Origin of the sequence: Faecalicatena contorta, from assembly GCF_021531995.1 — a bacterium.
Taxonomy (GTDB): domain Bacteria; phylum Bacillota; class Clostridia; order Lachnospirales; family Lachnospiraceae; genus Dorea_A; species Dorea_A contorta_A.
The window spans coordinates 22,260-46,986 of record NZ_JAFBIZ010000009.1; the positions used below are offsets into that span (position 1 = coordinate 22,260).

The window sequence follows — 24,727 nt, forward strand, 5'->3', positions numbered from 1 at the left end:
AATCACTGAAAATATTCATTAACATGATAGAAGGAACGAAAGGAGGAGAGAATATGCAGCCGATGGATGAGATCTACCAGAAATATGCCAGAAGAGTCATTCTTGGGATCAGTCTGATTATTATTGTTGTGGCAGCAGCGTTTTGGATCGTAAAAGATTATGTGATCGGGACGCAGGTGAGCAGCGAATATATAGCGTGTTATGTAGAAGTTCAGGACAATGTACTGAATATATCAGGAAGAATGATAGATGAGAAACTGGACGTTTCAAAGGTGCAGTTTTGTGAGGAAGATGGCGTGATTATTCTTTCTTTCCGGAGTGTCCGTAACAGTCCGATTTATGAAAACAAATTTGAAGAAAAATATATTGCATGCGATAAAATTACAGAGGTCAGGATTGATGACAGAATTATCTGGGCTAATGGAAGTTCTATATCAGCAATGACTTCATCCGTATATCATACCAGACATCCGTATGTAGGAGATATGCCGGCAAACGGAAGTACTGTGGCAGCACTGAATCTGGAGGGAAAATTCGGAAACTTTACGAACGTTCTGCAGACAGAGAAGACGCCTTTTGGATGGAAAATGATCTTTTCAGATCCTGTTCCTGAGAAACTGCAGGAAGGTGCCAGGGAAGAACTGGAATCATATGCATATGTAATGCTTGCGGAAATTGACAATCTGGACTGGGTGACCTATGAATATACAACAGACGGAGAAGCTTATGAACTGACGGTCACATCAGAAGATGCATCGGTATATGCCGGACAGGATATTAAAGAGATCGGAGCAGATATTGTATTACTGCAGGAGTTGATGGAAAAGACCGGACTTGTCGGTGACTGATGGTTCATTCTTACTTATATGTGCATATTTCCCTTTTCGTTTGTGTTGTTCCGTCAGTTGATTTATAATATAGGTAATCGCTTCTGACACAGGAATTTCTCAAAATAATTAAATGAGAGAAAAACATACAAAGGGGGAATATGAAGTGAAGTATCTGGCGGATGCAAAAAAGAGAGAAAAAATGACGGAGTATGTCTGTTCTGTAGCGGGTAATCTGATTTACAGTGCGGGGTTTAACCTGTTGATCGTACCTATGGGACTGTATAGTGGAGGATTTATGGGAATATCGCAGCTGACAGGGTTATTGTTAACTGAGGGGCTGCATCTTCCGATACCGCCGCAGCTTAATCTGACAGGTATTCTGTATTTTGTTTTTAATATTCCACTTTTTTACTTAGGATATCGTTCTATGGGAAAAGGATTTACTGTGCGAACGTTGATTATGGTAGGTTTGATGAGTTCGTTTCTGGTTATCGTTCCGATCCCGAAGATTCCGATCGTGGAAGACTATCTGACAGCGTGTATTATAGGCGGAATTGTATGCGGTGCAGGGAGCGGACTGATTCTTCGAGGTAGATCTTCGGCGGGAGGACCGGATATTATCGGGTTGTATTGTTCAAAAAAATATCCGGGCTTCAGTGTCGGAAAAGTGACGATCATTATCAATTTTTTTGTCTATGGTGTCTGCCTGTTTTTGTTTAATATTGAGATCGTGATCTATTCACTTATATATGCAACGGTGTTCTCGCTTGCAGTTGACCGGATACATATTCAGAATATCAATACCAGCGTTATGATTATTACAAAAAAACAGGGAATTTCAAAGGCAATTATGGAGCAGACAGGACGTGGAGTAACCAACTGGGATGGGAAAGGTGCATATACGCAAAAGACAGCATATATCTTATATGTTATGATATCCAAGTATGAAGTAGCTAAGATTAAGAAGATTGTTCATAGTATAGATCCGGATGCGTTTATGATATTTACAGAAGGATGCTCTGTGGATGGTCATTTTGAAAAGAGATTGTAGAAATATAGGATCACTCGGATAACAACAGGTTCAAAAGGTGTTTCATACATTTTTGAACCTGTTGTTTTTCAGTGCAGAAAATATTGTGGAGCAAATATATTTTACAGCCAGTCTTTAATAATTTTCCTCGCGGATTTCAAAATAGCTCTTGGAATAAGCGCATACCGGGCAGAGTTCCGGAGCTTTTGTTCCTACGACGATATGGCCGCAGTTACGGCATTCCCATACTTTAACTTCACTTTTTTCAAATACAGATGCCGTTTCCACGTTCTTCAGAAGCGCACGATACCGTTCTTCGTGATGTTTTTCAATGGCACCTACCATACGGAATTTGGCAGCCAGTTCAGGGAAGCCTTCCTCTTCTGCAGTTTTTGCGAAGCCATCGTACATATCGGTCCATTCATAATTCTCACCGTCAGCGGCAGCGGCAAGGTTCGCAGCTGTATCACCGATTCCGTTCAACTCTCTGAACCACATCTTTGCATGCTCGCGTTCATTTTCAGCAGTTTTTAAAAATAATGCGGCAATCTGCTCCAAACCTTCCTCTTTTGCAACAGAAGCAAAGAAGGTGTATTTGTTTCTGGCTCCGGATTCACCGGAAAAAGCAGCCTGCAGATTCTTTTCTGTCTGAGTACCTGCATATTTGTTCTTATTTTCTGCTGTAATTAGTTCAAGCTTATCACCGGACATTCTGCAGCGTGGACATACCGGTGTCTCCCCGTCCTTTACTTCAAAAATCTCCCCGCATACTTTACATCTGTATTGTTTCATCGTTGTTTCCTCCTTTTGAGTGGTAGATGTTGGAATGCCATAGTCCAGGGCCCGGCCGACATGGCGGATATCGGTATAATCTGCAATATCTCTGTCTGTAGTTACAAGGTTATCCAGAGATAATCCGTGAACAGAACGATTTCCTGTTATTCTTGCAAAAGTGCGAAGCTCACTGAGCGATACATTTAAAAAGTTTGCTACCCGTTTGGCGGCGGCTTCTACTTTCAGACGTTCTCTCAATTCCGGATTCTGGGTGGCGATTCCAACCGGACAATTTCCTGTGCCGCAGATCCGGTATTGCTGACAGGCAGCTGCAATCAGTGCAGAGCTTGCAATGGCGATGGCATCAGCTCCCATAGCAAGCGCTTTTGCAAAATCAGCAGATACACGTAAGCCGCCGGTGATTACGAGAGAGATGTCAGAACCAACCGCATCAAGATACTTTCTGGCGCGATACAGTGCATAGATGGTAGGAACGGTGGTCGCTTCTCTGAGAAGCAGAGGACTGGATCCTGTAGCACCTCCCCTTCCGTCAATCGTGATAAAGTCAGGACGTGCATAGACACAGTATTCGAGATCCTGTTCAATGTTACCGGCAGCAATCTTGATACCGATCGGACGACCGTCAGAACGTTCACGGAGCATATCAACCATTTCCCGCAGATCCTCTCTGGAATTCAGTTCCGGGAATTTACTCGGGCTCTGAATATCTTCCCCCTGCTTTTTCCCACGGATTGCAGCGATTTCTGCAGTCACTTTTTCGCCTGGAAGATGTCCGCCCATTCCGGGTTTTGTGCCCTGACCGATCTTGATCTCAATTGCATCACAAGAGCGCAGATTTTCATCCGTTACACTGTACTTATTCGGAATATATTCAAATATGTATTTGTACGCCGCCTGCTTTTCTTCCGGCAGAATACCGCCTTCTCCACTGCACATGGCAGTTTTTGCCATTGCAGAACCCTTCGCCAGAGCTACCTTGATTTCCCGGGATAAAGCACCGAAAGACATATGGGAAATATAGATCGGGCTATTCAGTACCATAGGTTTTTTTGCGTGTTTACCGATTACGGTAACAGTATCTACTTCATCTTCGTCATTGAGCGGCGGTGGGTTGAGCTGTGCACCAAGCAGCAGGATATCGTCCCAGTCCGGCATAGGCATCTTCGTTCCCATGGAACCTCCAATGGATTTTCCTGTTACTGCCATTTCATGGATTTCTTCCATATAACGGCAGGATGGATCATGCCGGGCAGTAGAACTGTCGTAAGCCAGCTCACCGGAATAAGACTGTAGTATGGGGTCTTCTTTGTCTGTGTCTGTGCGTACCAGATTGGAAATCGGAAGTTTGCATACCGGGCAGCCCTCGAGATCTGTAATCGGTTTACCTTCCTTTTCTTCATCATAGATTGCACCGCAGACAATGCATTTGTAAATTGCCATTCAGGCACCTCCTTTGTATTGTTAGTTTAAAAACAATATTAATAACTATTACTATTATAAAGGAATTATTTTGATTCGTCAAGCGATAGAGTACCCAGATAAAATACAAAAATGAATTTATTCTTGATTTTTTGCAGAGATTTATGGTAAGTTATGTTTCGGTAAAAGGATAATGATACATAAACGACACAAGTAGTGCAGGGCACATAAATCTGATTACGGTAACTATGAGAAGTTCAAGAATCAGGTGCCTGCACTATTTTTTTGTGAAAAAGGAGGAAAAAAATAATGCCAAGAAATCAATTTCAAAGGATGGTCTTTGCCTTCCTGACTGTATTAGTAACTGTACATGCGTATGTTTTTTACAGCCTGTATGTAGTGAACGGAACCCTTTTGATGAGTTTGACTGGTGAAGACTCCGTCATTCATGCCATTCATGCGCAGGGTGGAGTGTACATGTTTGGGAAAATGCTGTCCATCTGGTCGGTGATTCTGATAGAGTTCTTTTTCGCCTATCTGCTGGAATGTGTGATGGGAAGTCCCTGTTCATTTCGGCTGGCAAGCAAAGTCTTTGATCCCAGGAAAAATCACCCGATGATATTTGAGAGTGCAATCATCTGTGCCACGGTCGGACTGATGTGTCCGTCCATGAGCTTTCTTGCGGCGTGGTTTTATTATCCATATTATCAGGGATTCTGTATCTGGACGCTGCTTGCAAACTGGCTGAAGCTTGTATGCCTTAATTTCCCGTTTGCGTTCTTTACGCAATTGTTTTTTATACAGCCATTTGTAAGAACTATGTTCAAATTACTTTTCAGGAGAGATCTGTCTAAACGGGCTCAGTTGGAACAGGATATGAGAAAGAACCAGAAACGTGCACAGGATGAGATTGATGCGATTGACAGCATTATGAAACGTGTGGATGAGATACGGGCAGAGCTTGAAGCGGAGAGAACCTTGAATAAATAAAAGCCCATAAAAATAACTGCCCCATTGTACGGCGGAGTAAAGAGAGAACAGTAGATTTCGGAGGTGTGATTGTCGGACTGATCTCAGGGATCGGTGCGGGATGGTCGAAAAAAATAAGTTACTGGATACAGCCGGTCACAAAGGTTCTGGGAGCAATTCCTACAACTACCTATATGCCGATTGTGATGATGCTTGCAACATCCATGTTTGGCGGTTCTGCATTTCTGATTGGATTGGGAGTCTGGTTCCCGGTTACAGTTTCTTCAATGACGGGTGTGGCGAATGTGCCGAAAAACTATTACGAAGTTGCTCAGACATTGGGAACAGTCTATTGTAATGGAGAGAAGATTATCGGGACAAGTGAAAAGAGAGGACTGGTTTTTCAGGATCATGCGTTGTTCCCGTGGCTGACTGTCTGGGATAATGTTCTGTTTGGTCTGAAGTCCTGCAAGAAGGTAAAAGAAAAAAGGAACTTGCAGAGCAGCTTCTTGATATTGTGGGACTTACAAAATTCAAAAAGTCTTATCCAAATCAATTGTCCGGTGGTATGAGTCAGCGTGTCGCACTTGTAAGGGCTCTTGCAAATGAACCGGATGTACTGCTGCTGGACGAACCGCTGGGAGCTCTGGATGCATTTACCCGAATGAATATTCAGGATGCTCTGATTGACCTGTGGAAAGCAAGAGGCAATACGATGATTCTGATCACACATGACGTGGATGAAGCAATCTATCTCTCTCAGAAGGTAATCGTAATGTCTCCAAGACCGGGAAGAATCATTAATGAGATCAATATTGAGATGGGATATCCGAGAAACAGAAGTCATTCTGCCTTTACTTTATATAGAAATAAAATACTGGAACAGCTTAACTTTGCACATGAAGAGAGCATCAATTATTATATCTAGTATGGGTGAGATGGGATGACAACGATAAATACAAAATATGGAATCATAGAAAGTAAGGATATATATGAAAATATCAAACGGTATGGTTATAAGTTTAATTTATTGCCGGATATTTTTTTTGAGAATTAGACAGTAATATTCTGCTGTGTTATCATGGACTAATAAGTAGATGGAAAGGGGAGAAAAATATGGCGGATGAGCAGAAAAATGACGAATATATTAAACTGCTTCAACAGATGATCAAAGAACTCCGGTTTGGATCGATTACTTTAGTGATACAGGACAGTAAAATTGTACAGATACAGAAAGAAGAGAAAATAAGAATATAATGAGGTCTTCGGTTGACATAACTTATCAGTTTCAAAACAGAAGGATTCGTGGTAAAATAACTTATGATAATTGGCAGCGGCCTGTGAATGATGTCAGAAAGGATTAGGTTATGGAAGAATTGTACAGACTGATTGAGGAAAAGATAAGAAATGCAGGTTATCCGGGAGAAATTGACGGGAGAGAATTCTATAATGAAGTCAGTGATGAAGCGGATGCTCAGGAAGAAGGTACCTATATATTCGGAATCAAAAAAAGCGATACATTGTTCTATCAGGGATGCATGGAGATCCTGAAGAATCAGTTTGATCTGCACTATGTGGATATTCATGACGGAGAGACTGTATATCATGTAGATTTTGATGCGTAGATGGATAAAAAAGCATGATATAGAGTATTTCTATAAATGAAAATGTATATTAAAATTAGTGATTGGATTTATCGGGAACGTTGGGCTATAATACAATCAAACGATAATATTGCTTGTGGTGAGATCTCCACCACGTTCCCTTCTAAAAAGCCTTTCATATTAAATGGAGGCTTTTTTACTTTGTAAAAAAGTTGAAAAGGATAATGAGTGACAGATGAAATATGAAAATATTCAAAAAGGAACATTTATTGCAAGGCCGAATCGGTTTATTGCGTATGCAGAGATTGACGGAGATACAGAAACAGTACATGTAAAGAATACCGGAAGATGTGCAGAACTTCTGGTTCCCGGAGCTACCGTCTATCTGCAGAAAGCTTTTGACCCAAAACGTAAGACAAAATGGGATCTGATTGCAGTGGATAAAGTGGTAAAACATGTATCCGGAGATTGTGAAGAAGATGTCGTAAAACTCGTGAATATGGATTCTCAGGTTCCGAATAAAGCAGTAAAAGAGTGGCTGGAAGAAGGCAACCTGATTGAAGGAATTACCAGAATTCGTCCCGAATATACCTATGGAAATTCGAGGATCGATCTGTATGTGGAAGCAGGAGAGAAAAAAGTTCTTATAGAAGTGAAAGGTGTGACACTGGAAGAAAATGGGAGGGTGCGCTTCCCGGATGCGCCCAGTGAAAGAGCTGTAAAGCATGTAGAGGAATTGACGAGAGCAGTACGTGAAGGTTATGAAGCATATGTTTTTTTTGTGATCCAGATGAGAGATGTCCGTTACTTTACTCCGAATATGGATACACATCCGGCATTTTGCGAGGCACTTCAGAACGCGGCCAGAGAGGGTGTCCATGTGGTGGCGTACGACTGTGCGGTATCGCAGCAGGAGATCCATATTGCGCAGAGAGTTCCGGTCATACTGGAGAATCCAGCATTGTATGAACTTGCCGATCCGATCGTCCGGTGGTATACAGGACATAAAAGAGATCTTCCGTGGAGAAAGAATCCGGATGCTTATCGCGTGTGGGTATCGGAGATCATGCTTCAGCAGACACGTGTAGAAGCAGTAAAGCCTTACTATGAACGGTTTTTGCAGGAACTTCCGACCGTGAAGGATCTGGCAGAAGCGAGGGAAGATACCTTGTTAAAGCTGTGGGAAGGATTGGGATATTATAACAGAGTTCGTAATATGCAGGCGGCAGCAAAGCAAATCATGACAGATTTTAAGGGGAGATTTCCCGATACGTATGAGGAGATCCTTTCCTTAAAGGGGATTGGTCGCTATACGGCAGGAGCAATCAGCGCATTTGCATATGGACTTCCCAAACCTGCAGTGGATGGCAATGTCCTTCGTGTGATTTCAAGAATTACCGGAAGCAGAGAAGATATCATGAAGCAGAGTGTGCGCACACGAATGGAAGAAGCACTGGAAGCGGTTATTCCTGCTCATGCTGCCGGAGACTTTGACCAGGGATTGATTGAATTGGGAGCGATCGTGTGTGTGCCGAACGGAAGTCCAAAGTGTGAGGAATGTCCGGTGGCATATCTGTGTGAAGCGAGAAAAGCAGGAGTGATATCAGAGATCCCTGTAAAGAGTAAAGGGAAAGCCAGAAAAATCGAAAAACGAACCGTTCTTCTTTTTAAAGACGGACAGAAACTTGCAATCCAGAAGAGACCGCCAAAGGGACTTCTGGCCGGCTTATATGAATTCCCGAATCTGGAAGGCTGGATGAGCCAGGATGAAGTTACAGCATATTGTAAAGAGATCGGTCTTATGCCTGTGCGGATAAAAAAGCTGGAAAATGCAAAACACGTATTCAGTCATATTGAATGGCATATGAAGGGATATGAAGTGGTTGTCGATGAACTGGAAAAAACGAACCGGAAAGGATTTTTATTTATCCGGCCGGAGGAGATAGAAAGAGAATATTCGATTCCGTCCGCATTTGAAAAGTATGTCAGTCATGCAGGAATCAAAAGAAGTATATAAAAAGGACTGTCGTAAAATACAGATGTATTTTTGCGACAGTCCTTTAAACTACATATTCAGGATTACAGACGTTCGTGGCTGTCACGCATATTTTTGTATTCAGCGACAGAACGGTCAAAGCCTTCAATGTGGGTATAGAACCATTTGATTACGTTTTCCTGCACTTTTTCAACGAATGCCTGAGATGGGCCTTCTTCTTCTTCCAGCATTTCTTCCAGTTCTTTGATTGTCTGCTTAAATGCGTCGTGCTGTTCTTTGTGTTTTGCAAAGCCAGGATAATCAATCTCGCGCTGAAGCTGCTCTTCTGCTGAGAAATGGAAATCTGTGTACTCGGATAAATAATCCAGTGTACGGACAGCAACTGCCTTTTCGTTGCTCTGTTCGCAACTGTCCAGAAGCTTGTTGATTCGATCGATCAGTTCTTTGTGGTGAGCATCAATCATCTCATTACCGGTTACAAGGTTGTCACTAAATTCTGCATACATAATACGTCTCCTCCTTAGATCCTATGAAATTATATTGGCTGGTGGGAAAGCTTTGGAGCTTTCCGCTCTTCCGTAACATATACGAACGGGTATATGATACATGCCATAGCAACCGCTGCGATTACATCTGTCACAGAATGCTGTTTTAAAAATACAGTTGACAGAATAATCAGAACTGCTAATGTATAGGCACTGTATTGAATCATTCGATGCTTTTTTAATGCATCACTGTGTGCAATTGCAATACAGGAGCCTAAAGAATTAAATACATGTATACTTGGCAGGACATTGGTAGGTGTGTCTGCCCGGTATACCACTTTTACGAGATCTATAAATATATTATCGCTCGCAAATGTTGTGGGTCTTAGATTTAAAGCATTGGGAAAGATGGTGCATATGATAAGAAAGACCGTCATTCCCGTAAATAAAAAGGCTGCCAGTTTATAAAATCCCCACTTGTCTGTAAAGAAAAAATATCCCATTGTTACTGCAATAAATACAAACCACAAAAGATATGGCACTACAAAATATTCAATAAACGGTATATGATTATCGATCGGAGAATGAATTACGTAGTAATGAATGCTTTGACGATTCTCCAGGTAAGTGAACCACGGCATATAAATCAGAATATACAATAAAACCCATGCATGGCTATACTTTTTCGCAAGTTTTTTTACTTGATGAATGGCTTGCACAATAACATCTCCTTTGATAAGCCCTTATTATTCTATTCAAGTTTCAACCCGCATTATAACATGAAAAAAAGGAATGAACAACCAAGTTCACTATTTGTTAATAATTTTTAGAAGGTGTTTCGTATATCTTTTATGGTGACGCAATAATTCGTAATTGATCCGGTTCCAGAAAGATATTGATGTGCGTCTGGCGAAATATCGGTTCTCCGTCGGTATGTATCGGAAGCGCCCGTTCACTGGTGATATCAACTGATTTGCAGGAAGTGATATGAATTCCTTTCACATGCACATGCCATCCCTTGAATGCGGTCGGAAGAAGTGCCAGAACTTTCAGTTTTGGAAGACCTGATATGGTGATAATGTCAAGAAAACCGTCTTTATAGTCTGCCTTTGGACAGAACATAAAGCCGCCTCCTTCAAACCGAAGATTCATGGCAGCAGCAAAGTAGGTATGAGGATATCGAACCTGACGACCATCGTCCAGAGTTAAGGTGAGAGTGGCTGTCTTCATAGCGAATAGCCTGTGAAGTGCAACACAGGTATAAGTCAGTTTCCCTAATTTTAATCGATTAAAAAATGCTTTTAATGGAGATATTACAACCTGATGGCAGATATCAGCGTCAAAGCCGATACCTGCACTTACAGCAAATCTTCGTTTCTCTTCCCCATAAGAGAGAACGCCGATGTCCATTCTGATATAACGGGAAGGTGTGAGGATGTTGTCTAGTGCCTGCCGGATATCTGTGGGCAGTGCAAGACCTCTTGCAAAATCATTGCCGGATCCCATTGGAATGTAACCGAGAGTTACTTTGTCGAGACATACAATTCCATTGATGACCTCGTTGATGGTTCCGTCGCCGCCTATTACTACAATGGTGTGACATTCAAGATCGGATGTCAGCTCACGTACAAGGCTGGTAGCATGATGCTGGTATTTTGTGAACAGAATCTGATAGTTAACGTTCCTTTCTATAAGAACAGATTCGATATCATTCCATAACTTTTGTCCGAGACCGGATCTTGCATTTGGATTCGTAATAAATGTATACATAATTGCTTCCCCTTAGCTTTTGCATATATAATATTCAGAATTAAAACGCACCGCTTAAATATGTTTCTAAAGAACGTTTCATATTTCCCTCAAAATCAGCGTCTCCGCTTTTCAGGCACCATTCAAAGACATTACCGATGACGATCATGCGGATGTCTGTTGTGATATCATCCAAAGTAAGTTTTGGCGTGATGATACCTGCCCGGATCGCTTTTTCCAGATAGTTGTGTACAGTGATGATCGGATATGGCCGTTCCGTGCGGATCAGAGGATTCAGGGACTGGTTTTTCGGAGTGTAGTAGTTGGACATAAACTCTACTCCCAGCTCCTCACAGTAGTGTACATAATTCAGGTATACACGTACAATGGCCTCCTTTGCTTCCGCCGCATTGGAAGGAAGATCCAGATAATCCGGATTGATGCTGGGCTGCTCTTCAATATAGTAGGATAACAGGTCGTCTTTGGTTTTAAAATGGTGATAAAAGCTGCCGTTTGATACACCGGCCTCTTCACATATATTTTTTATGGACAGCTGCTCATAGCCTTTTTTTTGAAGAATGTGTTTGGCTGCCCGAAAGATTTTCGCTTTGGTTTCTCTGGATTTCAGCTGTTGTTTTGACAGTTCCTGTGATTCGTAATTCATGTATAATACTCCCTTTACTGTATTGTGTTAATTATATCACAGGGTTCTCTCTTTTTCAAGAAAACAGAGTGAACTCTGTATCGGGTATGACGTTGCATGCATAAAGGAATTCAGTTATAATGAACTTCAGTTGATCAGAAAGGACATAGATATATGGAGATTAATCAGAAGATTACGGAAGAACTTGGCGTAAAACAATGGCAGGTAGATGCGGCAGTCAAGTTGATTGATGAAGGCAATACGATTCCGTTTATTGCGCGATATAGAAAAGAAGTAACAGGTACACTGAATGATGAACAGCTTAGAACTCTGCATGAACGGCTGATGTATCTGCGAAGTCTGGAGGAGAAGAAGGAACAGGTTCTTTCCAGCATTGAGGAACAGGGCAAACTGACAGAGGAATTGAAGAGACAGATTCTTGCGGCAGAGACATTGGTTGTGGTGGAAGATTTGTATCGCCCATATCGGCCGAAGAGGCGGACAAGAGCAACCATCGCCAAAGAAAAAGGTCTGGAGCCATTGGCTTCACTGATTATGCTTCAGCAGCTTAAGGAGCCGGCACTTGACTGCGCGGCAGAATACGTGAATCCGGAAAAAGAAGTTTTTACACCGGAGGAAGCTGTTGCAGGTGCAAAAGACATCATTGCAGAGAGTATCTCTGATGAGGCGGATTACAGAATCTGGATTCGGAAGCGTACGATGCAGAAGGGGAAGGTGGTTTCGGCAGCCAGAGATGAAAATGCAGAATCTGTATACGAGATGTACTATGAATTTGAAGAGTCAATAGAGAAAATCGCCGGACACCGGATTCTTGCGTTGAACCGCGGAGAAAAAGAAAAGTTTCTGGCGGTTAAGATAGAAGCGCCGCAGGAAGATATCCTCCGATATCTGGAGAAAAAGGTCATCCATAAGGAGAATCCATATACAATACCGGTGCTGAAAGAAACGATTGAAGACAGCTATAAGAGGCTGATTGCACCGGCAATTGAACGCGAGATTCGAAATGATCTGACGGAAAAGGCAGAGGATGGGGCGATCGGAGTATTTAAAAAGAATCTGGAACAGCTTCTGATGCAGCCTCCGATTGTCGGAAAGACGGTTCTGGGGTGGGATCCGGCATTCCGTACCGGCTGTAAGCTGGCAGTAGTCGATCCCACGGGAAAGGTGATCGGAACAACGGTGATCTATCCGACAGCGCCTACGACGCCGAAAAAGATACAGGCATCCAAGGATCTGCTGAAAAAGATTATAACAAAATATAATATTTCACTGATTTCTCTGGGAAATGGGACGGCATCCAGAGAATCAGAGCAGTTTATTGTAGAACTTCTTAAAGAGATTCCGGAAAAAGTACAGTATGTGATTGTAAATGAAGCAGGTGCTTCGGTGTATTCGGCAAGTAAACTTGCTACGGAAGAGTTCCCAAAGTTTGATGTGGGACAGAGAAGTGCAGCTTCTATCGCGAGACGTCTGCAGGATCCACTGGCTGAACTGGTTAAGATTGATCCGAAATCCATTGGTGTCGGGCAGTATCAGCATGATATGAATCAGAAAAAGTTAAGCGATGCGTTGTCCGGAGTTGTAGAGGATTGTGTGAACAAAGTAGGGGTGGATCTGAATACAGCATCGGCTCCGCTTCTTGCGTATATTTCTGGAATTTCCGGAACGGTTGCGAAAAATATAGTGGCATACCGGGAAGAAAATGGAAAGTTTACCAATCGAAAACAGCTTCTGAAAGTGGCAAAACTCGGACCGAAAGCATATGAACAGTGTGCCGGTTTTATGAGAATACAGGGGGGAGAGAATCCACTCGACGGAACCAGTGTGCATCCGGAATCATATGATGCTGCTGAAAAGCTTCTCGCAAGACAGGGATTTGCTGTTGAGGATATCAGCGGAGGCAAGCTTACAGGGCTGTCGCTTACGATCAGAGATTATGACAGACTTGCAAGAGAACTGAATATCGGAGAGATTACGCTTCGGGATATTGTAAAAGAACTGGAAAAACCGGCGCGGGATCCGCGTGATGAGATGCCAAAACCAATTCTCAGAACGGATGTTCTTGAGATGAAGGATCTGAAGGAAGGCATGATATTGAAGGGAACGGTACGCAATGTAATTGACTTTGGCGTGTTCGTGGACATCGGTGTGCATCAGGATGGACTGGTTCACATCTCGGAGATTACGGATAGGAAATTCATCAAACATCCGCTGGAAGTAGTAAGTGTTGGGGATATCGTGGATGTAAGAGTGTTGAGTGTGGACCTTAAGAAAAAAAGAATTCAGCTCAGTATGAAAGGAATTTCCTGATCTGATACGGATAGAGTGGTATAGAGGTCATTGAAAGAGGTGTAAAAAATGAAAAACTGGAAGAAAAGTATTTTTACAATTGCAGGAGTACTTTTGGGGAATTTACTTCTTGCGTTTACGGTTGCGGCATTTGTTGTACCGTATGGAATTGTTATGGGTGGTGCGACGGGTATCAGTCTTACGATCTCGCATTATGTTCCGGTCAGTCTGTCTACGATTATTTTTGTGGTTAACATTATATTGTTTTTGGTGGGAGCATTTGTACTGGGGAAAACGTTTGCATTTACGACGATTATCAGTACTTTCGTATATCCGATATTTCTTTCTGTCATACAGGCAATACCTGGAATTGACAGCCTGACAGACAATGTGATGCTGGCTTCCGTGTATGGAGGGATATTGCTTGGAGCCGGGATCGGAGTGATTGTGCGAGTGGGAGCATCTACAGGAGGTACAGACATTCTGGCACTGGTATTCAACAAATGGTTTCATATCCCGATTGCGATTCTGCTATATGTTGTGGATTTTCTTGTGTTGGGATCTCAGATCCTTTTCTCGGATTCAGAACAGATCCTGTATGGTATCTTGTGTCTGGTTCTGAGTACGGTGGTGTTGAATCGGGTGATGCTGATGGGACAGTCACAGATTCAGCTGTTTATAGTTTCTGAAAAATATCAGGAGATCAAGGGACGTGTGTTAAAGGAGATTGATGCAGGAGTTACGATGGTTCAAATCGAGACCGGATATGGACAGAAACAGCAGCAGGGGGTACTTTGTGTTATCCCGAATCGAAAACTGTATTCGGTAAAAGAGATGGTACAGACGATTGATCCGAAGGCGTTTATTACGATTTCGCAGATTAACGAGGTAAGAGGACGCGGATTTTCAATGGAAAGAATTCGCTATGAAGAAGAACAGGAGTTAAAGGAGGAGAATTAAATGGAAAAGGCAAAAGTATATTACACGGATTTCAGGACGAAGCTCGGGGAAGGGCTGCCTACAAAATTAAAACGACTGATTAAGGCGGCAGGAATCGAACAGATTGACATGGATGGTAAGTTTGTCGCGATCAAAATGCATTTTGGTGAACTTGGAAATCTGGGTTTTCTGCGACCGAACTATGCAAGGGCAGTCGTAGATGTTGTGGAAGAACTGGGCGGGAAACCGTTTCTTACAGATTGTAATACGCTGTATCCGGGAAGCCGTAAGAATGCACTGGAACATCTGTACTGTGCATGGGAGAATGGGTTTACACCTCTTACAGTCGGATGTCCGATCATCATTGGAGATGGCCTGAAAGGAACGGATGATATAGAAGTTCCGGTAAATGGCGGTGAATATATCCAGAATGCAAAGATCGGACGAGCAGTCATGGATGCTGATATCTTTATCAGCCTGACACATTTTAAAGGGCATGAGACGACAGGATTCGGGGGAACGATTAAGAATATCGGAATGGGATGCGGATCACGTGCGGGAAAGAAAGACCAGCATATGAATGGAAAACCTGGAATTGATCAGGAATTGTGCCGCGGCTGTAAAAGATGTCTGAAGGAATGTGCCAATCAGGGCCTGGACTACAACGAAGAAACGCGGAAGATGTCGATCAATAAAGAAAAATGCGTTGGCTGCGGCCGATGCATCGGTGCGTGCAATTTTGATGCGATTGAATTTTCTGACAGTGCGGCAACAAAAGAATTAAATTGTCGTATGGCAGAGTATACAAAGGCTGTTGTTGATGGCAGACCGAATTTTCATATCTCGCTTATCGTGGATGTGTCACCAAACTGTGACTGCCATAGTGAGAATGATGCTCCGATTCTGCCGAATATCGGAATGTTTGCATCGTTTGATCCGCTGGCTCTTGATCAGGCCTGTGCAGATGCCTGTCTGAGCGCAACTCCTCTGCCGAACAGTCAGTTGAGTGAAGCTATGGAAAAAGAAGAATTCTGCGATCACCACGACCATTTCGAAAACACAACACCGAATTCGGAGTATAAGACATGTCTGGCACATGCGGAGAAGATCGGTCTTGGAACCAGAGAATATGAGATCATTACTATTAGATAATGTTGATAAATATTTTTAATCGTGTTGCTTTTGTCAGATTATGCTTGCATAATTATATGCAGCGTATTATAATTGCTACGTAAAGAAAATTCTTCGGGGTAGGGTGTAAGTCCCAACCGGCGGTAGAGTCCGCGAACCTTTGTGTAAGATCATACAGAGGCCGATCCGGTGAGATTCCGGGACCGACAGTACAGTCTGGATGAGAGAAGAGTAGTGTAATGATATGGATATTTTTTTACCCCGACAGATAATTGTCGGGGTATTTTTGGTTCTACAGGAATGCTTTCTTAGATGTGGTGACCGTTTACAATCTTCGTATCATTGCATGGTTCCAGGAAGAGTTTCTTTCTTAAATAATAATATGATGTGCTTAAAGGAGAGAAAGAAAATGAACACAACAGATGCAGTGACACAACAGAATGTAAAAACAAAGAACAAAGTAAGAATGATGGCTCAGATTGGTATGCTGTCTGCAATTGCGGTAGTGCTGATGCTTTTTGAGATTCCGCTTCCGTTTGCGCCGTCTTTTTATGAGATTGACTTCAGTGAAGTTCCGGTTCTGGTAGGAAGCTTTGCGATGGGACCTCTGGCAGGAGCAGCAATTGAATTTGTGAAAATTCTTCTGAATTTTGCGATCAACGGAACAACAACTGCGGGCGTCGGAGAGTTTGCCAACTTCCTGATCGGATGTGCGATGGTTCTTCCGGCGGCCTGGATCTACAAAATGAATCATACAAGAAAAGGTGCGATCATCGGAATGTTAACAGGTACTCTGTTTATGGCATTTGTAGGATGTTTTCTGAATGCCTTTGTTCTTCTTCCAACGTATGCAAAAGCATTTGGAATGCCGATCGATGCACTGGTTGGAATGGGAACAGCAGTGAACAGTCATATTACCAGTCTTACTACTTTTGTCATCTTTGCAGTAGCACCGTTTAACCTTTTGAAAGGAGTTCTGGTATCATTGATCGTATTCCTGATCTATAAAAAGATTAGCCCGATATTAAAGATGAATGCATAGATCCGTGACAGGACTGATGTATAAGCAAGACATACAATCCTGAAAATGTGCAAATTCCACAAGAAATGCTTCGATAACCGAACGATCATCGAAGCATTCTTGTGGAATTTTATTATTTATGCGGGACAGATTTCAATCCAGTATCCGTCAGGGTCGTTGATAAAGTAGACGCCCATATCCATGTTTTCATAGCAGACACAGTTCATTTCTTTGTGATAAGCGAGAGAAGCGTCCATATCATCCGAACGCATGGCAAGATGTATCTCGTTATCACCGAGATTGTAAGGACGATCCATATCCCGAAGCCACGTCAGTTCCAGAAGATGAGATGTTGTATTGTCACCCAGAAATACAAGTTTGAAGCTTCCGTCTTCCGCTTCTTTTTCTCTTGTTATGGTAAGCCCCAGAGCTTTCTGATAGAAATCTACTGATTTTTTTAGATCAAAAACATTGATATTGTTGTGATAAAATGAAAATTTCATGATTACCTCCTGAATTGTTAAACTGTTAGTTTTAGTATAACATGAGTAGCAGAAGAAAAAAAGATGTGTTATAATGTACAAAATGATCCGGCAAAGACTGTTTTTTAGGCGGGAGAGGTGATAGCATGCCTGTAAAGGTTGAGGTGAAGATGGATATTCAGTCCATGACAGATTTTATGCTTTATCAGATCTATTCAAGTGGTGTGGGAGTTCTGGTATCTGTACTGGCAGTCATTAATATTGTCTTGACCATTGTATTTGCAATGAAGGAATGTCTGAGTCTGATGGCTCTGTATGCAGCATTTGCCGTAGTTCTTCTGGTTATCTTTCCGTATCTGATCAAAAGAAAAGTCAGAAAACGGATGAGCGGCTCCAGACGGCTGGATGTACCGGTGATCTATGAATTTGAAGACAGTGGAGTTACAACAACGACTCCGCAGGACAGCGGAAAAGCATCCTGGAAAAAGTTTAAGAAGGCTGTTTCGAGAAAACGCATCATCATGCTGTTTGATGAACAGAAGCAGGCAATTATTCTTCCTGTGGATCAGATAGAGGACAATTATACAGCGATTGTAGACTTGATCTATAAAAATATGCCGGTGACAGCGGTCAGAATCCACAGACTTGATAAAAGAAGATAGAGGGAATATATATTATGATAATAGAAACGAGTTGTGAAAAAGAGACATATGATCTGGGGTACCGGCTGGGTGAGCAGGCAAAAGCAGGGCAGGTGTACACCCTGGTAGGAGATCTCGGAGTTGGAAAAACAGTGTTTACAAAAGGACTTGCGGCAGGACTTGGGATAGAAGAGGCAGTCAGCAGTCCGACATTTACGATTGTTCAGATATATGAAGAAGGGCGGCTGCCCTTCTATCATTTTGATGTCTACAGGATCGGCGATGTGGAAGAAATGGATGAGATTGGATATGAGGATTATATCTATGGAGAAGGTGTGAGTCTGATTGAATGGGCCAATCTGATTGAAGAGATATTGCCGGAACATTATACAGAGGTAAAGATTGAAAAAGACTTGGAAAAAGGATTTGATTATCGGAGGATAAGTGTATGCGAATATTAGCATTGGACAGCTCAGGACTGGTTGCAAGCGTAGCTGTTGTAGAAGATGGAATGACGGATGACCAGGTGATTGCAGAATATACCTTGAATTATAAGAAAACACATTCTCAGACATTATTGCCTATGCTGGATGAGATTGTGAAGATGACAGAACTGGATCTGAACAGCGTGGATGCAATCGCTGTTGCTGCGGGGCCGGGCTCTTTTACGGGACTTCGTATCGGATCTGCAACGGCAAAGGGGCTGGGTCTTGCGCTGGATAAGCCGTTGATTCACATTCCGACACTGGAAGGGCTTGCTTATAATCTTTGTGGTTCTTATGACATTGTGTGTCCGATCATGGATGCCAGAAGAGGACAGGTGTATACAGGAATCTATGAGTTTGAAGGGACTTGTCTGAAAGTGCTGGAAGACCAGATGGCAATCAGTATAGAGGATCTGGGTAAGAAGCTTATTGGATACCTGAGGGAGCAGGGAAGAAGAGTGACTTTTCTGGGGGACGGCGTTCCTGTGTTCCGAAAGACGTTGGAAGAAGAGATCCTGTGCGGACAGAATCTTACGTTTGCGCCGGCGAATATGAATCGTCAAAGGGCAGCGTCTGTAGGAACCCTCGGGCTTTGGTATTATAAAGAAGGAAAAATAGAAAGTGCAGAAGAACATCAGCCGGATTATCTTCGGGTATCTCAGGCAGAGAGAGAAAGAAAAGAGAGGTTGGGACATGATTAGATTTCAGTGTGACTATGCAGAAGGGGCACATCCCGATATTTTAAAAAGAATGGAAGAGACCAATTATGAGCAGACAGCTGGTTATGGAATGGATCCATATTGTGACAGCGCGCGGGAAAAAATACGGAAGCTGTGTAAAGATGAGACTGCAGACGTCCATTTCCTTGTGGGAGGTACGCAGACGAATGTTACCGTGATCAGCGCAATTCTGCGTCCCTATCAGGGAGTAGTTGCGGCACACACGGGACATATCAATGTGCATGAGACAGGAGCCGTGGAAGCTACCGGACATAAGGTGCTCCCGATCACGAGTGAAGACGGGAAGATTACTGCCATGCAGGTGAGGGAAATGTGTGAGACACATTGGTGTGATGCTGATCATGAGCATATGGTACAGCCGGGAATGGTATATATTTCGCATCCGACAGAAAACGGAACCTTATACAGTAGAGAGGAACTGCAGGAATTGTATCAAGTATGCAAAGATATGAATCTGCCACTGTTTCTGGATGGTGCAAGACTTGGATATGGCCTGATGTCGGAACAGTCAGATCTTACAGTGGAAGATATTGCAAAATATACAGATGTTTTTTACATTGGAGGAACGAAAGTAGGCGCCCTGTTTGGAGAGGCGGTTGTGATCACCAATTCGGAACTGAAAAAGGATTTTCGGTATATGATTAAGCGCCATGGAGGTATGCTGGCAAAGGGGCGGCTTCTGGGAATACAGTTTGATACTTTATTTACGGATGGCCTGTATTTTAAGATCAGCAGACATGCAGATGAACAGGCAATGCGTCTGAGAAAATCTTTTGAGAAGAAGGGATACGCGCTTCGCTATGACTCTTATACGAATCAGCAGTTCCCGATTCTGCCGGATACACATCTTGAAAAACTGAAAGAAAAATACGCTTATGGTTTTTGGGAAAAGGTTGACGAGAAGCACAGTGCCGTGCGCTTCTGTACCAGCTGGGCGACAAAAGAAGAATCTGTTGACAGGCTGATAGCAGACATAGAAGCACTGTAACTGAAAAATGACGGGGGAAGCGTAAAAGATGCTGGAGATTCACGAGGTTACGGAGGAAGATCTTCCGGATATTGAACGGCTGGAACAGAATATATTCCCGGATCCCTGGAGCAGGAAGGGGCTCCTGGACACATGGAATCAGGCGCATGCACTGATTTTGGGAGCGTGGCAGTCAGAGGTGCTTGTCGGGTATCTGATTTTTTATTATATACTGGATGAGGGAGAGATTGCACGAATTGCAGTAGAAGAAACCAGACGATGTAAGGGTGTGGCGGGCAGAATGGTGAAAGAATTGTTCAGTTGTTGTGAACAGTACGGAATTACAAAAATTATGCTGGATGTTCGCGAAAGTAATTCTGCAGCAATTCGTTTTTATCGAAGCCATGGATTTGCAGAAGATGGGATTCGAAAGAAATATTATGAAAATCCAACGGAGAATGCGATCCTGATGAGTCTTAAGACTGGCAGATAACTGGAAGTCTTTACAGAGCTTTCCACTGGGCAACGCTCTGCGAGGCAGATATAATAGAGGCGTAGCGACAGATGAATCAAGGTTCAGATGATATACATTCAGGAGGATATGTATGCGCCAATATAAGACAGAGATAAAAGAAATAAAGAAAGTAGCAAAGATAATATGCAATAAATGTGGAAAAGTAATCCCCGTGACAGAGGGAATTCCCCAGGAAGATGTTCTTACAGTCGAAAAAAGATGGGGATATCATTCCAGAAAGGATAACCAGGTGGATTGCTTTGATTTGTGTGAGGACTGTTATGATGAACTGGTTGACAGTTTTTTGATTCAATTAAAGAAACCGAGGTAAGATATGTTAGATGTATGTTTATTAGGCACCGGAGGGATGATGCCTCTTCCGTACCGGTGGCTTACGTCACTGATGGTGAGATATAATGGCAGCAGCGTTCTGATTGATTGTGGAGAGGGGACGCAGATTGCAATCAAAGAAAAAGGATGGAGTTTTAAGCCGATTGATGTGATCTGTTTTACACATTTTCATGGAGATCATATCAGCGGACTTCCGGGACTTCTGCTTACGATGGGTAATGCAGACCGGACGGAGCCGCTTACTTTGATTGGGCCGAAAGGACTGGAACGGGTGGTAAATGCACTTCGTGTGATTGCACCGGAACTCCCCTTTCAGATTCGATGTAGTGAGATCAAGGATCAGGAAGAAACCTTTGAGATGAATGGATACCGCCTGAAAGCCTTTCGCGTGAATCATAATGTTACCTGTTATGGTTATACGCTTGAAGTGGACCGGGCGGGAAAGTTTGATGTGGAGCGGGCCAATGCGGCACAAATTCCGCAGCGATTCTGGGGAATCCTTCAAAAAGGAGAGACGTTGGAATCAGACGGAAATATCTATACACCGGATATGGTACTTGGACCGGCAAGAAAGGGAATTAAGCTTACGTATTGTACGGATACACGCCCGACGGATTCTATCCGGAAAAATGCATATGCATCTGATCTTTTCATCTGTGAAGGAATGTATGGAGAAAAGGATAAACAGAAAAAAGCAAAAGAGTATAAGCACATGACGTTCTATGAAGCTGCACGAATTGCAAAAGAAGCAGAAGTAAAGGAGATGTGGCTGACACATTACAGCCCATCACTGACGAAACCGGAAGAATATATAGATGAGGTCAGAGAAATATTCCCCAATACAATCGCCGCAAAAGACAGACGTACGGTTGAACTGGTATTTTCTGATTAAAGTAGGAGAGAAGAATACAAAATGAGTGAAAAAAAAGATGTATTAATTCTGGCAATTGAAAGTTCCTGTGACGAGACGGCAGCAGCTGTGGTAAAAAATGGACGGGAAGTATTATCTAATATCATATCATCACAGATTGCGCTGCATACGCTGTATGGCGGTGTAGTTCCGGAAATTGCTTCCAGAAAACATATTGAAAAGATTAATCAGGTGATTGAAGCGGCTCTGCAGGAGGCGAAAGTAACACTGGATGACATTGATGCTGTCGGTGTTACCTATGGTCCCGGATTGGTAGGCGCACTTCTTGTAGGCGTGGCAGAGGCGAAAGCAATTGCATATGCCGCAAAAAAACCATTGGTGGGTGTGCATCATATAGAAGGGCATATTGCGGCAAATTTTATTGAACATGCGGAACTGGAACCGCCGTTCTTTTCACTGGTGGTATCCGGGGGCCATACACATCTGGTGCGGGTAAAGGATTACGGAAAATTTGATATTATAGGAAGAACCAGGGATGATGCAGCAGGTGAGGCATTTGATAAAGTGGCACGTGCCATTGGACTTGGATATCCGGGAGGACCAAAGATTGACAAGGTATCAAAAGAGGGAAATCCAGACGCGATTCTGTTTCCAAGAGCGCATGTAGAGGATGCCCCATATGACTTCAGTTTCAGTGGAGTGAAATCGGCAGTGCTGAATTACATCAACGGCTGCAAGATGAAAGGGGAAGAGTATAACCAGGCAGATATTGCTGCATCTTTTCAAAAAGCAGTCACTGATGTCCTTGTGGCAAATGCAATGCATGCTGTCGAAGAGTATCAGGTGGATCAATTTGCAATTGCAGGAGGAGTAGCATCTAACAGCGCTCTTCGAACAGCTATGAAAGAAGCATGCGAGGCGAGAGGTGTGAAATTCTACTATCCGTCCCCGATCTACTGTACGGATAATGCGGCGATGATAGGCGTGGCGGCGTATTATGAATATATCAATGGAGCAAGAAGCGGATGGGATCTGAATGCAGTTCCGAATCTGAAACTGGGTGAAAGATAGAGGCGCACGAAGGAGTCACAACATGGAAGAAAAAAGAGACAGACAAAAGCACTGTACGGCGATCGTTCTTTCGGCAGGTCAGGGAAAGCGAATGGGAACGTCGATACAGAAACAGTATATTGAAATACAGGGAAAGCCGATCATCTATTATTCACTGAGGGTATTTGAAGAATCGAATGTGATAGATGATATGATTCTGGTTGTCGGCCATGGACAGGAAGATTATGTCTATGACGAAATTATAAGAAAATATGGATTTAGAAAAGTGAAAGCGATTGTACCGGGAGGAAAGGAAAGATATGATTCTGTCTGGAATGGTTTGAAGATCATCAGGAACGGTGCGCTTGGAGACAATGCGAAAGATGGATATGTCTTTATTCATGACGGAGCAAGACCTTTTGTGGATGAAGAAATATTGGAACGTGCATATGATACGGTGTGCAGTTACAGAGCATGTGTGGCAGGAATGCCGAGTAAAGATACAGTTAAAATAGTTGATGAAGATGGGTGTGCGGTGAATACACCGGAAAGAAAGTATGTCTGGAATGTACAAACCCCGCAGGTATTTGAAACAACACTGATTACGGAAGCGTATTCCAGGATGATGAGGAAAGAGATTATACAGGTAACGGATGATGCGATGGCAGTGGAGCAGGAGATGCGGGTGCCTGTGAAGCTTTTTGAAGGCTCTTACAAGAATATTAAGATTACCACGCCGGAAGATCTGGAGACTGCACGCTGCTTTCTGAAGAAAAAATAGAAAAATGAAAAATAAATATTGACGAGCGACAGGTTGTGTGATAAAATACAACATGTCGCTGAGTTGATGTGGCAAAAGTGAATACATGGAGAGGTATCGAAGTGGTCATAACGAGGCGGTCTTGAAAACCGTTTGTCCGAGAGGGCGCGTGGGTTCGAATCCCACCCTCTCCGCTTAAAAACTACCAAGTAAATAACTGGTAGTTTTTTATATGAATGTACTCGAGCAGTATTTGGAGAAATACCCAAGCTGGCCGAAGGGGCTCCCCTGGAAAGGGAGTAGGTCGTTAATAGCGGCGCGAGGGTTCAAATCCCTCTTTCTCCGTTTTGTTGAAAATGATCTGGATCAAACAGAAAAGTTTCGACAAATGTAATACCGGAAAAAACGTGAAAAAGTCGAAAAACACTTGACTGATAAGCGTGAGTATGGTATTATAGAAAAGCTTTCGACGAACAAAAAAAGTCGAAAAATAAAGTTAAAAAAGTTGTTGACAAATGACGAAACATATGATATTCTAATATGGCTGTCGCAAATGACAACAAAGAACCTTGATAATTAAACAATAGACAACAACCCTGAAGATTTCTTTAAGAGAAAAATTCAGAACAAAGACATGAAAAATGTCGACCTAATAACAGTAAAAGGGATAAGAAAGCTAGTAGTTTTCTTGAACTGGAGCGAACTTGATTTTGGATCTGTGTAAGAGCAGATTTAAGATTTTTTAACGAGAGTTTGATCCTGGCTCAGGATGAACGCTGGCGGCGTGCTTAACACATGCAAGTCGAGCGAAGCACTTGAATCAGATTCTTCGGAAGAAGATTCAAGTGACTGAGCGGCGGACGGGTGAGTAACGCGTGGGTAACCTGCCTCATACAGGGGGATAACAGTTAGAAATGACTGCTAATACCGCATAAGACCACGGTA

The 24,727-nt window shown here is 42.8% G+C and carries 27 protein-coding genes, 2 tRNA genes, 1 rRNA gene, 1 pseudogene and 1 riboswitch; of the genes and pseudogenes, 24 read left to right on the plus strand and 7 right to left on the minus strand.

Going from position 1 to position 24,727, the window contains the following annotated elements; all coding sequences use genetic code 11:
* The first annotated feature begins 53 nt into the window (after positions 1-53).
* Both JQM82_RS02340 and JQM82_RS02345 read left to right on the plus strand, forming a co-directional pair.
* A complete protein-coding gene (locus JQM82_RS02340; RefSeq protein ID WP_235248354.1) occupies positions 54-848 on the plus strand; it encodes a DUF4825 domain-containing protein in 795 nt (264 codons plus the stop codon).
* A 145-nt stretch (positions 849-993) separates the two neighbouring features.
* Positions 994-1,881 carry a YitT family protein gene (locus tag JQM82_RS02345; protein WP_331472749.1) on the plus strand — a complete coding sequence of 296 codons (888 nt, stop codon included), beginning with the start codon at positions 994-996 and terminating at the stop codon, positions 1,879-1,881.
* Between the two features lie 114 nt (positions 1,882-1,995).
* Here JQM82_RS02345 and rbr read toward each other — a convergent pair whose 3' ends face one another.
* Both rbr and JQM82_RS02355 read right to left on the minus strand, forming a co-directional pair.
* Positions 1,996-2,571 (minus strand): rubrerythrin, encoded by a 576-nt coding sequence (gene rbr, locus JQM82_RS16465; protein WP_235248388.1) that lies wholly within the window; start codon positions 2,569-2,571, stop codon positions 1,996-1,998.
* Between the two features lie 141 nt (positions 2,572-2,712).
* Positions 2,713-4,095 (minus strand): annotated as a pseudogene (locus JQM82_RS02355) (glutamate synthase-related protein); the annotation flags it as partial.
* 288 nt (positions 4,096-4,383) lie between these two features.
* On the opposite strand from JQM82_RS02355, the gene JQM82_RS02360 reads away from it, so the two are divergent.
* From JQM82_RS02360 to mutY, 6 genes are all read left to right on the plus strand, one after another.
* On the plus strand, positions 4,384-5,064 hold the full coding sequence (locus JQM82_RS02360; RefSeq protein ID WP_235248356.1) for a hypothetical protein: 681 nt from the start codon (positions 4,384-4,386) through the stop codon (positions 5,062-5,064).
* A 65-nt stretch (positions 5,065-5,129) separates the two neighbouring features.
* Positions 5,130-5,615 (plus strand): ABC transporter permease, encoded by a 486-nt coding sequence (locus JQM82_RS02365; protein WP_235248358.1) that lies wholly within the window; start codon positions 5,130-5,132, stop codon positions 5,613-5,615.
* On the plus strand, positions 5,561-5,971 hold the full coding sequence (locus JQM82_RS02370) for an ABC transporter ATP-binding protein (protein ID WP_235248360.1): 411 nt from the start codon (positions 5,561-5,563) through the stop codon (positions 5,969-5,971). Before JQM82_RS02365 ends, JQM82_RS02370 begins: the two co-directional genes overlap by 55 nt.
* 188 nt (positions 5,972-6,159) lie before the next feature.
* The gene (locus JQM82_RS02375) at positions 6,160-6,300 is read left to right on the plus strand and encodes a YezD family protein (RefSeq protein WP_235248361.1); all 141 of its coding nucleotides are present in this window, start codon (positions 6,160-6,162) and stop codon (positions 6,298-6,300) included.
* 110 nt (positions 6,301-6,410) lie between these two features.
* Positions 6,411-6,668 carry a hypothetical protein gene (locus JQM82_RS02380; RefSeq protein WP_235248362.1) on the plus strand — a complete coding sequence of 86 codons (258 nt, stop codon included), beginning with the start codon at positions 6,411-6,413 and terminating at the stop codon, positions 6,666-6,668.
* A gap of 214 nt (positions 6,669-6,882) precedes the next feature.
* Positions 6,883-8,664, plus strand: a complete 1,782-nt coding sequence (gene mutY / locus JQM82_RS02385; protein WP_235248363.1) for an A/G-specific adenine glycosylase — start codon at positions 6,883-6,885, stop codon at positions 8,662-8,664.
* Positions 8,665-8,726: 62 nt separating this feature from the next.
* Here mutY and JQM82_RS02390 read toward each other — a convergent pair whose 3' ends face one another.
* The 4 genes from JQM82_RS02390 to JQM82_RS02405 form a co-directional block, all read right to left on the minus strand.
* A complete protein-coding gene (locus JQM82_RS02390) occupies positions 8,727-9,149 on the minus strand; it encodes a bacteriohemerythrin (RefSeq protein ID WP_235248364.1) in 423 nt (140 codons plus the stop codon).
* A gap of 29 nt (positions 9,150-9,178) precedes the next feature.
* A complete protein-coding gene (locus JQM82_RS02395) occupies positions 9,179-9,769 on the minus strand; it encodes a phosphatase PAP2 family protein (protein WP_268827648.1) in 591 nt (196 codons plus the stop codon).
* Between the two features lie 208 nt (positions 9,770-9,977).
* Positions 9,978-10,898, minus strand: coding sequence for a diacylglycerol/lipid kinase family protein (locus tag JQM82_RS02400; RefSeq protein WP_235248366.1), 921 nt, complete (start codon positions 10,896-10,898; stop codon positions 9,978-9,980).
* A gap of 40 nt (positions 10,899-10,938) precedes the next feature.
* Positions 10,939-11,541 (minus strand): TetR/AcrR family transcriptional regulator, encoded by a 603-nt coding sequence (locus tag JQM82_RS02405; protein WP_235248368.1) that lies wholly within the window; start codon positions 11,539-11,541, stop codon positions 10,939-10,941.
* Between the two features lie 153 nt (positions 11,542-11,694).
* Between JQM82_RS02405 and JQM82_RS02410 the strand changes: the two genes are divergently transcribed.
* The 4 genes from JQM82_RS02410 (at position 11,695) to JQM82_RS02425 (ending at position 16,942) form a co-directional block, all read left to right on the plus strand.
* Positions 11,695-13,851: a Tex family protein gene (locus JQM82_RS02410; protein ID WP_235248369.1), complete on the plus strand. Its 2,157-nt coding sequence runs from the start codon at positions 11,695-11,697 to the stop codon at positions 13,849-13,851.
* A 48-nt stretch (positions 13,852-13,899) separates the two neighbouring features.
* A complete protein-coding gene (locus JQM82_RS02415; RefSeq protein ID WP_235248370.1) occupies positions 13,900-14,790 on the plus strand; it encodes a YitT family protein in 891 nt (296 codons plus the stop codon).
* A complete protein-coding gene (locus tag JQM82_RS02420) occupies positions 14,791-15,921 on the plus strand; it encodes a DUF362 domain-containing protein (RefSeq protein ID WP_235248371.1) in 1,131 nt (376 codons plus the stop codon).
* Between the two features lie 85 nt (positions 15,922-16,006).
* Positions 16,007-16,136: riboswitch (FMN riboswitch) on the plus strand.
* Positions 16,137-16,309: 173 nt separating this feature from the next.
* Positions 16,310-16,942, plus strand: a complete 633-nt coding sequence (locus JQM82_RS02425; protein WP_235248372.1) for an ECF transporter S component — start codon at positions 16,310-16,312, stop codon at positions 16,940-16,942.
* Between the two features lie 116 nt (positions 16,943-17,058).
* Here JQM82_RS02425 and JQM82_RS02430 read toward each other — a convergent pair whose 3' ends face one another.
* Positions 17,059-17,424 carry a VOC family protein gene (locus JQM82_RS02430; RefSeq protein WP_235248373.1) on the minus strand — a complete coding sequence of 122 codons (366 nt, stop codon included), beginning with the start codon at positions 17,422-17,424 and terminating at the stop codon, positions 17,059-17,061.
* A 125-nt stretch (positions 17,425-17,549) separates the two neighbouring features.
* Here JQM82_RS02430 and JQM82_RS02435 point away from each other — a divergent pair, with 125 nt between their 5' ends.
* The 12 genes from JQM82_RS02435 to JQM82_RS02490 all read left to right on the plus strand — a co-directional run.
* Positions 17,550-18,065 carry a YcxB family protein gene (locus tag JQM82_RS02435; protein WP_235248374.1) on the plus strand — a complete coding sequence of 172 codons (516 nt, stop codon included), beginning with the start codon at positions 17,550-17,552 and terminating at the stop codon, positions 18,063-18,065.
* Positions 18,066-18,079: 14 nt separating this feature from the next.
* On the plus strand, positions 18,080-18,505 hold the full coding sequence (tsaE, locus tag JQM82_RS02440; protein WP_235248375.1) for a tRNA (adenosine(37)-N6)-threonylcarbamoyltransferase complex ATPase subunit type 1 TsaE: 426 nt from the start codon (positions 18,080-18,082) through the stop codon (positions 18,503-18,505).
* Positions 18,493-19,230 carry a tRNA (adenosine(37)-N6)-threonylcarbamoyltransferase complex dimerization subunit type 1 TsaB gene (tsaB, locus tag JQM82_RS02445; RefSeq protein ID WP_235248376.1) on the plus strand — a complete coding sequence of 246 codons (738 nt, stop codon included), beginning with the start codon at positions 18,493-18,495 and terminating at the stop codon, positions 19,228-19,230. Before tsaE ends, tsaB begins: the two co-directional genes overlap by 13 nt.
* The gene (locus JQM82_RS02450; RefSeq protein WP_235248377.1) at positions 19,223-20,257 is read left to right on the plus strand and encodes a threonine aldolase family protein; all 1,035 of its coding nucleotides are present in this window, start codon (positions 19,223-19,225) and stop codon (positions 20,255-20,257) included. Before tsaB ends, JQM82_RS02450 begins: the two co-directional genes overlap by 8 nt.
* A gap of 28 nt (positions 20,258-20,285) precedes the next feature.
* Complete coding sequence (gene rimI / locus JQM82_RS02455) at positions 20,286-20,729, plus strand: ribosomal protein S18-alanine N-acetyltransferase (RefSeq protein WP_235248378.1); 444 nt, start codon at positions 20,286-20,288, stop codon at positions 20,727-20,729.
* Between the two features lie 112 nt (positions 20,730-20,841).
* Entirely contained in the window at positions 20,842-21,081 is a 240-nt protein-coding gene (locus JQM82_RS02460) for a hypothetical protein (RefSeq protein WP_235248379.1), read from the plus strand.
* A 3-nt stretch (positions 21,082-21,084) separates the two neighbouring features.
* Positions 21,085-21,993: a ribonuclease Z gene (locus JQM82_RS02465; RefSeq protein ID WP_235248381.1), complete on the plus strand. Its 909-nt coding sequence runs from the start codon at positions 21,085-21,087 to the stop codon at positions 21,991-21,993.
* 21 nt (positions 21,994-22,014) lie between these two features.
* A complete protein-coding gene (gene tsaD / locus JQM82_RS02470; RefSeq protein ID WP_235248383.1) occupies positions 22,015-23,043 on the plus strand; it encodes a tRNA (adenosine(37)-N6)-threonylcarbamoyltransferase complex transferase subunit TsaD in 1,029 nt (342 codons plus the stop codon).
* Positions 23,044-23,065: 22 nt separating this feature from the next.
* Positions 23,066-23,803: a 2-C-methyl-D-erythritol 4-phosphate cytidylyltransferase gene (ispD, locus tag JQM82_RS02475; RefSeq protein WP_235248384.1), complete on the plus strand. Its 738-nt coding sequence runs from the start codon at positions 23,066-23,068 to the stop codon at positions 23,801-23,803.
* Positions 23,804-23,890: 87 nt separating this feature from the next.
* Positions 23,891-23,976: transfer RNA gene (locus tag JQM82_RS02480), tRNA-Ser, on the plus strand.
* Positions 23,977-24,037: 61 nt separating this feature from the next.
* A tRNA-Ser gene (locus JQM82_RS02485) sits at positions 24,038-24,127 on the plus strand.
* A 396-nt stretch (positions 24,128-24,523) separates the two neighbouring features.
* A 16S ribosomal RNA gene (locus JQM82_RS02490) occupies positions 24,524-24,727 on the plus strand; the annotation flags it as partial.